At 73.2% G+C, this 13101-nt stretch carries 10 protein-coding genes; 4 read left to right on the forward strand and 6 right to left on the reverse strand.

All coding sequences use genetic code 11. The annotated features are described in order from the left end of the window. The first annotated feature begins 10 nt into the window (after positions 1-10). The 4 genes from ABZ862_RS05700 (at position 11) to ABZ862_RS05715 (ending at position 4674) form a co-directional block, all read left to right on the forward strand. On the forward strand, positions 11-2314 hold the full coding sequence (locus ABZ862_RS05700) for a hydantoinase B/oxoprolinase family protein (RefSeq protein WP_360952730.1): 2304 nt from the start codon (positions 11-13) through the stop codon (positions 2312-2314). Positions 2315-2410: 96 nt separating this feature from the next. Beyond that, a complete protein-coding gene (locus ABZ862_RS05705) occupies positions 2411-3238 on the forward strand; it encodes a hypothetical protein (RefSeq protein WP_360952733.1) in 828 nt (275 codons plus the stop codon). A 17-nt stretch (positions 3239-3255) separates the two neighbouring features. Continuing rightward, on the forward strand, positions 3256-4035 hold the full coding sequence (locus ABZ862_RS05710) for a CoA transferase subunit A (protein ID WP_360952736.1): 780 nt from the start codon (positions 3256-3258) through the stop codon (positions 4033-4035). 9 nt (positions 4036-4044) lie between these two features. Next, complete coding sequence (locus ABZ862_RS05715; RefSeq protein WP_360952739.1) at positions 4045-4674, forward strand: CoA transferase subunit B; 630 nt, start codon at positions 4045-4047, stop codon at positions 4672-4674. 48 nt (positions 4675-4722) lie between these two features. On the opposite strand, the gene ABZ862_RS05720 is transcribed toward ABZ862_RS05715, so the two are convergent. The 6 genes from ABZ862_RS05720 to ABZ862_RS05745 form a co-directional block, all read right to left on the reverse strand. Next, on the reverse strand, positions 4723-5121 hold the full coding sequence (locus ABZ862_RS05720; RefSeq protein WP_360952742.1) for a CU044_2847 family protein: 399 nt from the start codon (positions 5119-5121) through the stop codon (positions 4723-4725). 64 nt (positions 5122-5185) lie between these two features. Then, positions 5186-6418 carry an ABC transporter substrate-binding protein gene (locus tag ABZ862_RS05725; protein WP_360952745.1) on the reverse strand — a complete coding sequence of 411 codons (1233 nt, stop codon included), beginning with the start codon at positions 6416-6418 and terminating at the stop codon, positions 5186-5188. Then, the gene (locus ABZ862_RS05730; protein WP_360952748.1) at positions 6415-7368 is read right to left on the reverse strand and encodes a hypothetical protein; all 954 of its coding nucleotides are present in this window, start codon (positions 7366-7368) and stop codon (positions 6415-6417) included. The genes ABZ862_RS05725 and ABZ862_RS05730 overlap by 4 nt, the downstream gene beginning before the upstream one ends. Then, complete coding sequence (locus ABZ862_RS05735) at positions 7365-8777, reverse strand: VWA domain-containing protein (RefSeq protein ID WP_360952751.1); 1413 nt, start codon at positions 8775-8777, stop codon at positions 7365-7367. Before ABZ862_RS05735 ends, ABZ862_RS05730 begins: the two co-directional genes overlap by 4 nt. A gap of 205 nt (positions 8778-8982) precedes the next feature. Beyond that, positions 8983-11190, reverse strand: coding sequence for a tetratricopeptide repeat protein (locus ABZ862_RS05740; RefSeq protein ID WP_360952754.1), 2208 nt, complete (start codon positions 11188-11190; stop codon positions 8983-8985). Next, positions 11187-12896: a serine protease gene (locus tag ABZ862_RS05745; RefSeq protein WP_360952757.1), complete on the reverse strand. Its 1710-nt coding sequence runs from the start codon at positions 12894-12896 to the stop codon at positions 11187-11189. Before ABZ862_RS05745 ends, ABZ862_RS05740 begins: the two co-directional genes overlap by 4 nt. Between the last annotated feature and the right edge of the window lie 205 nt (positions 12897-13101).

Genomic DNA, 13101 nt, shown 5'->3' on the forward strand with positions numbered 1-13101 from the left:
GCCCCCCGGCATGACCACCATCGACGACAGGCCGTCCGCACCCCTGACTCCCCAGGAGCAGGAATGGGTCGACCGGTTCATGGACGAGACGACCCTCTTCCTCGGCCCCGACCCGGCCATCATGCGCGACCACAGCATCGCGCCCAGGTCCGCCCACGAGGAGCGGGCGATCGCGGCCGGTGTCGACCGGCTCCAGGTCGAGCGCATCCGCAAGCGCATCGCGGGCGCCCTCGACGAGGGCTACGAGATGTGCGAGGCGCAGGGCGCGGCGCCCGGCGCGAAGTGGGGCGACCTCACGACCGCCATCTACACCGGCGCCGGGGACGTCTCCTACCTGTCCTGCCACGGTGTCATCGCGTTCAGCGCGATCCTGCACCACCCGATCCGCTACATCATGAAGTACTGGAAGGACGAGCCCACCGTCGGCATCCACGAGGGTGACGGCTTCATCCACAACGACGCGCGGTTCGGGAACATCCACAACACCGACCAGTCGATGATCATGCCGGTCATCCGGGACGGCGAGATCATCGCCTGGGTCGCCGCGACCATCCACGAGGGCGAGAACGGCGCCTGCGAGCCGGGCGGGATGCCCTCCGGGTCCGAGACGCCCTTCGACGACGGGCTGCGGATGAGCCCGTTCAAGATCGTCGAGCGTGGCCGGCTCCGCCGCGACCTGCTCACCTTCCTCCAGCACTCCGTGCGCGACCCCAAACTCCAGCTCGCCGACCTCAAGGTGAAGATCACCGCCGTACGCAAGATCATGGAGCGGGTCGACCGGATCATCGACGAGGTCGGGGTCGACACCTTCGTCGGGGCCCTGCGCACCACCGTCGAGGACGTCGACGTCGAGGTGCGCCGGCGGATCGGTGAACTGCCCGACGGCGTCTACCGGTTCGACCAGTTCATGGACTCGACCCTGAAGGAGAACATCCTCATCAAGTTCGCCTGCAAGGTGACCGTCAAGGGCGAGAAGATGACCATCGACCTGCGCGGCACGGGCCCGGAGATCCTCAACCGGGCCATCAACAGCCCGCTCTGCTCGGTCAAATCGATGATCATGCAGGCGATCCTGGCCTTCTGGTGGCCCGACCTGCCGCGCTGCACCTCGGCCATGAGCTGCATCGAGATCATCTCCGACGAGGGCACCTGGGCCGACGCCTCCTACGACGCGCCGATGGGGCAGTCGCTCCAGGCGTCCTTCCGCGGCTTCTCCGCCGCGCAGGCCCTCTACAGCCGGATGTCCTTCTCCACCCCGGAGAAGTACAGCAACGTCGTCGCGAACTGGTTCAACCAGATCAACACCTTCCTGTGGGGCGGCATCACCCAGCACGGCGACATGGTCGGCAACCTCTGCGCGGACCTCAACGGCATGCCCGGCGGCGCCAAGCCCTTCCGGGACGGCGAGGACGCGGTCTCCCCGCTGTTCTGCGCGATGGCCGACACCGCCGAACAGGAGGTCATGGAGGAGGAGGTCCCCTTCATGCAGCTCGTGGCCAAGCGGCTGGTGCGCGACAACATGGGCTTCGGCAAGTTCACCGGCGGCATGGGCTACGAGATGATCGTCGCCGCCGAGGGCACCCCGCAGTGGGGCTTCATGACGGTGACCTCGGGCGCCAAGTTCTCCTCCATCTACGGCATGTACGGCGGCTACGGCTGCGGCACCCACCCGCTCGCCATGGTCAAGGGGACCAACGTCTACGAGCACATCCGCCAGGACAGCAAGAAGTTCGACCTGTCGATCGAGAAGGTCATGAACGAGCGTCCCTTCGAGGACGGCCGCTACTCGACCTACCACATGGGCCTGCAGTTCGACATCGCCAAGGACGGCGAGCTCTACATGATCAGCCAGGGGGCCGGCGGCGGCTACGGCGACCCCCTGGAGCGGCTCCCCGAATCCGTCGTCAAGGACGCCGAACTCGGCCGGATCAGCCGGCAGACCGCCGAGGACGTCTTCGGGGTGCGCTACGACCCGGAGACCTTCCGCCTGGACGCCGCGGGCACCCGCGCGACGCGCGCCGCCGCCCGCGCGGCCAGGCTCCGCCGGGGCAAGCCGTACGCCGAGTTCTGCGCCGAATTCGTCACCCCCGAGCCGCCCGAGAACCTCTGCTACTACGGCTCCTGGGGCTCGGACACCGACGACATCACGGCGACGGTCTTCACCAACGACGGCCCGCAGCGGGTGACGGCCCCGCTGAAGAACCTCCCGATCGTCATGGTCCCCGACCGGCGCGAGGTCAAGATCGCCCAACTGGAGGAGCGGGTCCGCGAGCTGGAGGACCGGCACGGCGAAGAGGTCCGCCGCAAGTCCTGACCCACGGTGCGCCCGGTGGGGAGCCGTGAACCGCAGCACCGCTCCCCACCCTCTCGCCCGATCGTCCGACCCTCTCCTCGACCCCGGGAACCACCCATGGCCATGGACTTCGCCGCCCTCCTCGCCGCCCCGCCCTCCGGCCGCCGGACCGCGCTGATCGTCGACCACCAGCACTACGCCCGCGCGGTCGTCCTGCAGGGCCGCCCCGTCCCGTGGACCGACCCGGTCGCCTTCGCGCAGTACACCGGCCAGGTCCAGGGCCTGCTCCGCTCCGACACCACCCTGCTGGACCTGGGCGCCCTCTACGACGACGCCCTCACCCGCGACGACGCGCTGTGCACCGCCCTGTCCGCCCGGTCGCGGACCGGATACGCCCTGCGCACCCTGCTGGCCCACGAGCCCACCGCCGTCGCCGCCGCGGAACTGGCCGGAGTCGTCGCACGGGCCTCGGCCGCACCGCTCGTGGTGCAGATCCCGTCCCCGATGCTGTGGCTGGCCCGCACCCACGAACTGAGCGGCGCCGGTCCGCTCACCGACCTGACCGCCGACCACGCGGAGAACGCCGCGATGTACGTCGCCGACTGGCTGCGGCGGTTGGCGGCACCGCCGGTCTCGATGCTGCTGCTCGACGAATGCGATCCCCGGGCGGGCCAGTACGACCCGCTCGCCGGGGAGTTGCCGCATCCCGACGACAGCGTCTACGCGCCGGTCGTCAACGTGACCGACCACTACCGCTGGGCGCTCGGCCGCCGCACCGCACAGGGCGTGAAGGTCGTCGGCTCCGGGCTGAACGGACCGCGGATCCCACCGGAGTTCTGGCACGGGGACGGCGTGGCGCTGCCGTCCGGCGACTTCCTCCTCGCCGACATCCCCGCGGACGCCCCGCCGGAGACCGTCCTCGCCCAGCTCGCCCAGCTCAACTGACCAGGAAGGAAACAACGGTGGACAAAGTGGTCGCCACCGCGGCCGAGGCCGTGGCGGGCATCCGGGACGGGGTCTCGATCGCCGCGGGCGGCTTCGGGCTCTGCGGCATCCCCGCCGTGCTCATCGACGCGGTCGCCGCGGCCGGCGCGGAGCGGCTGGAGATCTTCTCCAACAACTGCGGCACCGACGGCACAGGTCTCGGCAAGCTGCTCGACCGCGGCCGGATCCGCCGGATCGTGGCCTCCTACGTGGGGGAGAACAAGGAGTTCGCCCGGCAGTACCTCGGCGGTGAACTGGAGGTCGAACTCACCCCCCAGGGCACCCTCGCCGAACGGCTGCGCGCGGCCGGGACCGGCATCCCCGCGTTCTACACCCGGACCGGCACCGGCACCGCCGTCGCCTCCGGCGGCCTGCCGTGGCGGTACGCCTCCGACGGCCGGGTCGCCCTCGCCTCGCCGCCCAAGCCGACCGCCGAGTTCGACGGCACGCCCTACGTGCTGGAGCGGGCCCTGCCCGCGGACTTCGCCCTGGTACGCGCCTGGAAGGGCGACCGGCACGGCAACCTGGTGTTCCGCAAGGCCGCCCGCAACTTCAACCCGGTCTGCGCCATGGCCGGCCGGATCTCCGTCGCCGAGGTCGAACACCTCGTCGAACCCGGCGAACTCGACCCGGACGCGGTGCACCTCCCCGGCATCTACATCGACCGCGTCCTGCCGCTGACGCCGGAGCAGGCCGCGGCCAAGGGCATCGAACGGCTGACCGTCCGGCCCCGCCGGGACGCGGCACGAGGAGCGTGAGACACGACCATGGCACTGACCAGAGACCAGATGGCCGCCCGCGCCGCACGGGAACTGAGGGACGGCGACTACGTCAACCTGGGCATCGGACTGCCGACCCTGGTCCCCAACCACGTGGACGAATCGGTGGAGTTGGTCCTCCAGTCCGAGAACGGCATCCTCGGCACCGGCCCGTACCCGCTCGACGGCGACGAGGACCCCGACCTGATCAACGCCGGGAAGGAGACCGTGACCGTACGGCCCGGCGCCGGCTTCTTCGACTCCGCCGCGAGTTTCGGGATGATCCGTTCGGGCCGCATCGACGCGGCGATCCTCGGGGCGATGCAGGTGTCGGCACGGGGCGACATCGCCAACTGGATGATCCCCGGGAAAATGGTCAAGGGGATGGGCGGCGCGATGGACCTGGTCCACGGCGCGCGCAAGGTGATCGTCCTGATGGAGCACGTGGCCCGGGACGGCGCCTTCAAGATCGTCCACGACTGCTCGCTGCCGCTCACCGGCGAACGCGTGGTCCAGCGGATCATCACCGACCTCGCCGTCCTGGACGTCACGGACCGGGGCCTGCGCCTGGTCGAGTGCGCACCCGGCGTCACCGAGGCCGAGGTCCGCGCGGCCACCGAACCCGAACTGATCACGTGACCGACTGACCGACTGACCGGCTGACCGCGTGATCGGCTGACCGGTCGGTCACGGACCCGGCACGGTGCCCTGGCGGTGCTCTTCGTCCGGAACCGGGGCTCCCGCGTCCTCACCGCGGGCCGGAACCGGGGCGGGCTCCGTGCCGCTCCAGCGGAGGGTGACGTCCAGGTGGGCGCCGCCGTTGGCGCTCGCCAGGACCGCGCCGAGCTTGGCGTCCAGGGTGACGCCGAAGGTGACCTCGACCTCGTCGGGCCGCCGGGCGGTGCTGCGGAACTGGTCGATCATCTCCGACGCGGCCGCGCTGATCGGGGTCAGCGCCTGGCGGAGGGTTTCCCCCGCGTTCTCCAGACGCGTCCCCAGTCCCACGGGCCCGGTGCCGGAGCGGGCGGGCGGGGCCACGAGGACGACGGTGCCGTCGTCGAGGGTGAACCGGACGGCGTCTGCCATGAGGACTCCTGGGACGGATCGGACGGACGGTGCGGAGCGAGGAGAGCCGGACGGACGGTGCGGATCAGGGAGAGCCCGGGGTGCCGCAGAGCGGGCCCGGTACCGGTGGGGACGGCTCGGCCGTGTACCCGAGTTCTTTCTGCACCTTGTCGAGCGCTGTCAGCAGCGGGGTCAGCGCCGTCCCGTTGGCGTACTCCAGGACCGCCCGGTAGAAGGCGGCGGACACATCGGGGTCCATCGCGTCGGCGGCGCTGAAGCAGAGGGTGTACCGGGAGGAGCGGAGGATCGCGGCTATCCGGCCCTGCACGGTGTTGCCGTACTCCGTCACCTCATGGTCGGCGGACAGGGCGAACCCGGGTTCGTTCACCCAGGCCTGCTGGGCCTGGGTACCCGCCAGGTACCGGAGGAACTCGCCGGCGCTCCTGTTCCGGGTGAACTGTCCGACGAAGTCCGCCGAGACCTGAAGGGCGTCACGGGAGGACGGCACGTACGTGTACCGGTCGTCCGTGACCTGGGCCGACGCGAAAGGCATCGCGGACAGGGCGCCGTGGCTCAGCGAACACCCCTTCCCGGCCGTGCCTTCGGGAGCGTCGCTGAAGTGGCGCGTGGGCGCGTCCTTCAGGGAGCCCGCCACGAGCTTCCCCCACCTGGTCCACGCGTCCCTGACGGGCCCGTCGTTCCACTTCCCGGTCCCCGTGGCCCAGGCGGTGTAGGGGCCGGGGCCCTGGGCGGAGAGCAGGATGTCCGCTATCCAGTCGGCGCCCGGCCAGCCGGAGGTCGGACCGGACTCCAGTCCCAGGCACCAGCGGCCCAAGCCGGTACGCGGCGCGGTCACGTTCCCCGTCGGCGGGTCGGTGGACCGGGCGTCGTACCAGACGAGGCTCTTGACGTCGGCCTTGACGGGGACCGCGTAGACGTCCCCGCCGCTCATGCCGAGCCCGCGGAAGGGCTGCACGTACGCCTCCGTGCCGATGTCCAGCTTCCGCAGCGCCCCCTCCTTCCGGTACTTGGCGATCGCCCCCACACTGGGCAGCACCGCCAGGTCGGGTTCCGCGTCCGCGGCCACCGCGGCGTCCAGCTGCTGGTTCAGGGCCCGGGTGACCTGCGGCTCGACGTCGATGCCGGGATGGTCACGCTCGAAGCGCTTGACGACCGCGTAGAACGCCCTGAACTCCCGGTCGGACCACGGAATCATGATCGTCACCCGCTCCCTCCCCGGCGCCCCGCACGCGACCGGCGACAGGAGCAGCCCGAGGACCAGGGCGCCGCGCAGCAGTGCCGCCGTGAGCCTCCTCATGAGCGGGGGAACCGGTACTCGGCCAGCCGGGGCCGGTAGGCGAGATGGGCGAGCGCACCGGCGGCGGCCAGCACGGGCAGCACGAGCGCCGCGGTCGGCGGTCTGGTCACGCACATGAGGACACCGACCGACGCGTCGGCCAGCAGGGCCGCGGGGAACGCCCAGCTGGGCCACCGCCGGAAACGGCGGACGACGAGCCGGCCGCTCGCGCACACCAGCAGCAGCATGACCGCCGCCGGTGCCATGAACAGGGGCCACAGGAGGCCGGGGCTGCGCCAGCCGGAGTGGAGCTGGTGGTGGTAGGCCGTCTCCTCCAGGTCCTGGAGATCCGTCAGCGACCGGGTGAGACCGCCGGTGAAGGGGACCGGGTGCCCGCCGTCCCGCTCCGGGGCGTCGTCCAGCGCGTCGAGTGCCCTGTCCAGGCCCGCCTGCCCGTCGAGGACCGCCGTGTCGGCCAGCCTCACACAGGTGGCCAACTGGCCCTGGACGAACTGGATGTGGCTCAGTCCCTGCTGACCGGCCGCGTTCCCCGCCGTCGCCGAGGTGAGCTGGGAGCTCACCCGGGCGGTGGCGGTGGCGAAGGCGGTGCTGGTGCCGGTCAGGTCGATCGCCCCGGTCCGGGAGACGGCCCTGAGCACGGCACCGGCCACCAGGGCCTGGTCGTGCGCGCTCCGGATGTGCTCGAGGGCCGTACTCGTGCGGTTGGCCGCCGCGAGCTGCTCCCCGGCCCGGTTCGCCACCACCAGGTACAGCAGCGTCGTCACCGCCACCATGCCCAGCACGCCCGCCCGGGACCACCGCAGCAGCACGACCGGATGCGGCACGACCGGACGCGGCACCCGCAGCCGTCCCCCGGGCGCGGTGCGTCTGTCGGCCACCGTGCGTCTGCCGGCCTCCGTGGGCGCGCCGGTCTCCGCGCCTCCGCCGGTCACCGGCCGTGTGCCGGTCACCGTGCGTCCACCGGGCCGCCGGCCTCGGCCGGGTCCCCGAACCGGTGCCCGCACCTCTCGCAGAACCTCGCCGCGGGCGACGACGGCGACGTACCGCACCGCGGGCAGGGGCGGGGCCGGCCGGAGTCGTCGAGAGGGAGTTCCGGCGGCTCGGCCGGGGCGCCCGCGGTCCTGGTCGAGTCGACGCCGATCTTCAGCATCTGCCCCCGGGGCACGTCCCGCCGCACCTGGGGCAGGCCATCGGGACCGTCGACCGTCACCGCGCGCAGCTGCCGCAGCCGTTCGGTGTCCCGGAGGGATTCCGCGAGGCCGAGCGCGAGGCGCAGTTCGCGGTCCGCGCGGTCCCAGTCCCCGCCCAACTGGGCCTCGGCGCACGCGCGCATGGCCATGCCGAGTTCGATCTCGTTCTCGACACGGGTGAGTTCGGGGGAGCGGGCGATACCGAAGCCGGGCGTCGAGCGGCGGCACACGGTCATCGCCGCGGGCTCGGAACAGGGGTGCCGGGTCCCGTCGGGGAACTCGGCGTGCAGGGTGAACCGGGCGGCGCGCAGGAGCTCGTCGACGGTCAGGCTGCCGGGGTCGAAGCGGAGGGAGACCTCGTAGCGGCGGGTCTCCGGCGACCAGGAACCCAGGGGGACGTGCGTCTCGTCCCCGTGCTGCCGGCGTGACGTCAGCTCGGCGGTGACGGGACTGGTCTGCCGTACGACGGCGAGCTGGAAACGGCTGTTGAGGCGCACGCCCAGGTACACCCGGGGCACCACGATCCGCTGGGCCTCGCGCATCAGACGGGTGAAGTCCGCCGCGAGGTCGGAGGCGCTGACCACGGCCTCGGCGGTGCCGTGCAGCGCCTCGGTGATGCGCAGGAGCTCCGTGAGGTGCCACTCGTCGCCCAGGCCCCGCGCGTGGCAGACGAATCGGTCGGCGCACGCCGTGAGGACGTCGCCGAGCTGCTCGGGCGTCTCGTGTTCGTCCTTGCCGTCCGTGTAGAGGACCGCGTGGTGCACCGTGCCGGGCGTCCGCACCGACGCGAAGAGGCGGCGGGCCCGGTCCAGCCACTGGCCGATCGCCGTACCGCCGCCCGGGAACTGCCCGACGACCCGCAGCTTGGCGTCCTCCCGGGCCCGGGCGTCGACGCGCGCCAGCCCGTCCGTCGCCGGGAAGATCACCTCGGCCCGGTGGTCGCCCGCGACGACCGCCAGGAGGGTGCCGTCCCGGAGCGTGTCGATGGCGGCGCACATCGCGCGTTTCGCCTCGTCCAGTTTGCGTCCCGACATGGACAACGAGCGGTCCATGATGAGGACTTCGGCACCGGGCCGCTGCGGGGCGCCCCCGGCGACCTCCCGGGCCCGGACGGTGACCAGGGCGTCCGCGCGCCGGCCGTCGGCGGGGACGTCCGTGGTCGAATGCACTTCCAGTGTGAAGCCGAGCCCCAAGGGCGAGCTGTCCCCCACCCGGATCCCCCGATCCCTCGCCGCCCACCGCCGAAGGTGCGTACACCCCGGAACGTGCTTCCGCGACGAACGTGCGCGCCCCGGACCGTGCTTCCGCGACGAACGTGCGCGCCCCGGACCGTGCTCCCGCTACGGAACGTGCCCGCCTCCTCGACGGAGCGTGTCACGAGCCTAGTACGCCGGGTGCCGCTCCGGAACGGGAACGCCCCGATCCGCCGTGCCCGCGCGGGCGTCTCCAGCGCAGCGCCGGACGCAGCCGGTTCGCCAGGTCCACCAGCGCCGTGAACTCGCGTTCGGTGGGTGCGTGCGGGCCGAGTGCGCGGATCGCGTCGGACAGCTCCTTCCGGTCGCCGGTGTGCAGGAACTCCGCGTACTGGATCTCGGCACCCAGCGCGGCGGCGGCCGCCCCGGTCACGTCCAGACCGGGCAGGGCCGCCCTGGCCCGGGCCACGTCGTCCGCGGTGGGCATCGGGTGGGCCGGATCGGCGAGGACCATCACGCGCAGCCGTACCGACGCCACCCGCGCCTCGCGTTCGTAGCGGAACTCCCGGGCCAGCTGTTCGGCGACCTCCACCGCCCTCGCCCGCTCACCGGCCAGCAGCAGCATGCGGGCCAGGCCGAAACCGGCCGCGCCGAGTGCGGGTGTGGTGCCGAAGACCGTGTCGTAGTGCGACCGTGCGACGGTGCGGTCACCGAGCAACTCGGCGCACAGACCGAGGGCGAGGTGCGGTATCAGCTCACCGGGCAGGGCTCTGCGCACCTGGGTGAGCACCTCGGCGGCCCGTCCCGGAGACCCTTCCGCGAGAGCGGTCAGGGCGTGGTACCAGTCGGCCAGCCAGTGCCCCTCGGGCAGGCCCGCCGCCGCCAGGCGCCCGGCCGCCTCCGCGGCGTCCCTCCTGCGCAGGGCGAGCCGGCTCGCGGCGAGCGCGCCGCCCGCCGGGTCCGTGACGTCCGGGTCGTCGGGATCGGACAGCGGAGCGGGAAGGGCCGCCGCGACGTCACCGGGTTCCGGGGCGGAGAACGGCGCGGCCATCTCCAGCGCAGCCGCCCCGTCCGGCCGCGCCCCGACCCAGTGGGCCAGCGGCCGGGCCCTGCCCAGACCGCCGTGCAGTGCCTCCGGCGCCGAGCCGAACAGGGCCGACGCCCGGGACACCTGACGATGTGCCGGGGAGGCGGCCACGACCTGCCGGACGACCCCGCTGAGCTGCTCGGCGAACTGCCGCGCCGACCCGAACCGCCGCCGTGGCTCGGGGTGCGTGGCACGGTCCAGCAGCAGATGGAGCGAATCGACGCCCGGCGCGGAGCGGTCCGTCCAGCGGGAGCGGCAGACCTCGCGCAGCGTCATGCCCAGCCCGAAGAGATCGAAGCCGGGGGTGGGGCGCAGATGTTCCGGATCGCTCTCCGGCGGCGCGTACGCCCTGGTGTACGCCACGACCCGGCCGGTGTCCCGGGTCCGGCTGCGCACCGCGCCGAAGTCGATCAGCCGCACCCTGTCCAGGGCGCCCGCCGGGCTCTCCTCCCGGAAGCGGATGATGTTCAGGGGTTTGACGTCGCAGTGCAGGAGACCCCGGGCGTGCAGGTAGTCGAGCGCCTGAAGGATGCGGATCCCGTGCGCGAGGAGGGTTTCGAGACGGTCGCCGTCGCGGGCGGAGAGCGGTTCGCCGGGCATGTACTCGAGGACGAGGTACGGGCCCTCCTGCTCGTAGCCCAGGATGCGGACGATGCTGTCGTGCCGGAGCTGGACCAGGACGTCCCGTTCCCGTTCCGCGGTGCGGGCGACCGACCGGTGCAGGGCTTTGACGGCGACGTCGGTCATGAGGTTGCGGTCGCGGGCGAGGTAGGCCGCGCCGTACGCCCCCGAGCCGAGGACGCGCTGGACGTCGTAGCGGCCGGCGATGGTGAGGCCGCCCGGCTGGGTGAAGTCGAAAGGGGTGCCGCAGTGCGGGCAGAAACCGGCGGTCAGGCCCGGCCCACCGGCGTGGCCACGGCCCACCGGCCGTCCGCAGGCGGGGTCGGGGCAGAACCGGTGCGCCTCGGCGACCGGCTCCGACGGACCCGCCGGTGCCCGCGGCGTCCTCGCGTCCTCCGGCGCCTCCGATGCCTCCGATGCCTCCGACGCCTCGACGGAGTCGACCAGACCGAGGCCGTACCAGGGGTCCGGACGTACCTGCGCCACGCCGACACCCGCACCGCCCCGCGCCGGAGGCCCCGGCGGCAGGGACTGGGGCGGAGACGGGGACCGGGGCTGGGACGGGGAGGGAGCCTGGGACGGCGGCAGCGGCTGCCGGTCGCACGCGTCGCAGAACCCCTGGTCGTCGACCGTGCCGCGCCCGCAGTCGGGCCGGTTGCACCTCTGACCGCTCGTCGTCATCTGTCGCCCTCCTCCTCGAACCGCCGGTCGACCTCGTCGATGTACTGCCTGACCAGCCGGCTCGCCGCGCCGAGGTCGACGGGCGCGGTCCGCAGCGCGCGGGCGGCCGGGGCGTGCCGCTCGGCGAGCCGCCGGTCCTCCTCGCCGAAGTACCGTGCCGCCCGGACGCGGTGCAGTTCCAGGGAGGCGGTGAGGTCCTCGTGGGCCGTGACCAGCCGCAGCAGGTCGCGCCGGAACCGGTCCGCCGCGGCCCGGGCGGCGTCGGCCTGGTCGCGGATCGCGGTGAGTTCGGGGCTGGGCTCCGTGGCGCGGGCCACGGCGAGCCGGACCCGTAACCGGGGTGCGGCCAGGGGCGGCAGCCGGGGCGCGGCGAAGAACTGGAGGCCGTGCTCCTGGTACAGGGCGGACGCGGCGTTCTCCTGTGCGGCGAGGTCCGCGACGGCCCGCTGGGCCTCGGCGGCGCTCACGCCCGGGTCGGCGTCCCCGTGGAGGGGTTCGGGGTCGAGGGCGACGTCGTAGGCCAGGCCGGGCGGCGGGGCGCCCTCGAAGCCGAGGACCAGGCGGATCCCGCGCGACCGGGCGCGGGCGGCCAGCTGCCCCAGCAGTTCCCTCACCAGGTCCTCCGGGTCCCGGGCCCGGTCGACGCCGCCCACCACCAGACAGGCGGGCGGTCTGCGGCGCAGCAACTGCCGCCGTACGTCGGGGATCCCGCCGCCGGGGAGCCCGAACCGGCCGGTCAGATAGCCGCTGAGGTCGGCCGCCGACCTGCCCCGCGCGTCGTAGGCGGCGTCGATGGTGCCGAGTCCGAGGACGGTGTCCCCGGGGACGGTGGCGAGTTCGGCGTCCGAGACGCCCGCCCGGGCCGCCGGATCGGCCGTGCGCACCAGCCGGACGAGCCAGGAGTCGCCCACGGCGCTGGTGCCGCCGGTGCCGACGACGACGGTGCCGCACCAGCCGCCGTCGAGCAGCCGGGTGAGTTCCTGGGTCAGTGCGAGCCGCAGCGGGTCGCCCAGCACGTCGCCGGGCAACTCGCCGTGCGCGGGGCCCAGTTCGTCGTTGCGGTCGCCGCCGGTGAATTCCTCCGTCCGGGGCAGGTACGTCAGGATCGTCTCGGTCGGCAGCATCCAGGCCGCCTTGGCGTCGCCGTCGAGGTAGTCGGCCACCACGATGCCGATGACCCGGTTCCCGAACTCGCCGTCCACCGCCACCACACCGGCGCCCGAGTAGCCCGGCTCGATCCACGGGTCGCCCTGGCGCACCCGCTTCAGCAGGCCCCACTCGCCCTGCCGGTGCCCGGACCCGGCCAGCCGTGCCTCCGCGCCCATGCCGAACGGCGTGTCCCGGGGAAAGCCGTACACCTGGACGGTGCCGCCGGACAGGGGCGCCTTCCACAGCGTGGTCCGGGTACCGCAGCCGGCCGGCTCGTCGAGTTCGAGCAGCGCCACGTCGCCGCGCTGGGTGCCGTGCTCGTGCACCCAGGTGCCCGGGGCCACGCGCGCGGTGCGGGCCCACTCCGGACGGCACGCCACACTGCTGATCCGGACCCGGGGCGTGGTGCCGCCGGGATCCGCACCGGCGTCCCGGACGACATGCGCGCAGGTGAGCACATGCCGGTCGTCGAGCAGTACTCCGGCGCCCCAAGGGGTGCCTTCCTGGTCGTCGACTCGCACACGCCACGGACGGTCACTGTGGTGATGCGGCGCCATAGGCCCAAGGTAGGGCAACGGGAGCCCCACAGCCCCGGGTTGCCGCAAGCAGACCACGGCCTGTCACCTCCGTACGTCCGCTCGGACGCTGGTGGCCGCGGGACAGGGAGTCCGTGACCGAGGGGCGCCGGACACCCGGTCCCGCGCCGCCGTGCCGCCCGTCCGGACGGCGGATCACGCCGTGGCCGCCGTGTCCTGGTGAGTC

This window comes from Streptomyces sp. NPDC047000 (assembly GCF_040644295.1).
Classification (GTDB): Bacteria; Actinomycetota; Actinomycetes; order Streptomycetales; family Streptomycetaceae; genus Streptomyces.

Coding starts and splice junctions, on each gene's coding strand:
- ABZ862_RS05700 (WP_360952730.1), top strand. CDS start 11: ATGACCACCATCGACGACAGGCCGTCCGCACCCCTGACTCCCCAGGAG.
- ABZ862_RS05705 (WP_360952733.1), top strand. CDS start 2,411: ATGGCCATGGACTTCGCCGCCCTCCTCGCCGCCCCGCCCTCCGGCCGC.
- ABZ862_RS05715 (WP_360952739.1), top strand. CDS start 4,045: ATGGCACTGACCAGAGACCAGATGGCCGCCCGCGCCGCACGGGAACTG.
- ABZ862_RS05720 (WP_360952742.1), bottom strand. CDS start 5,121: ATGGCAGACGCCGTCCGGTTCACCCTCGACGACGGCACCGTCGTCCTC.
- ABZ862_RS05725 (WP_360952745.1), bottom strand. CDS start 6,418: ATGAGGAGGCTCACGGCGGCACTGCTGCGCGGCGCCCTGGTCCTCGGG.
- ABZ862_RS05740 (WP_360952754.1), bottom strand. CDS start 11,190: ATGACGACGAGCGGTCAGAGGTGCAACCGGCCCGACTGCGGGCGCGGC.
- ABZ862_RS05745 (WP_360952757.1), bottom strand. CDS start 12,896: ATGGCGCCGCATCACCACAGTGACCGTCCGTGGCGTGTGCGAGTCGAC.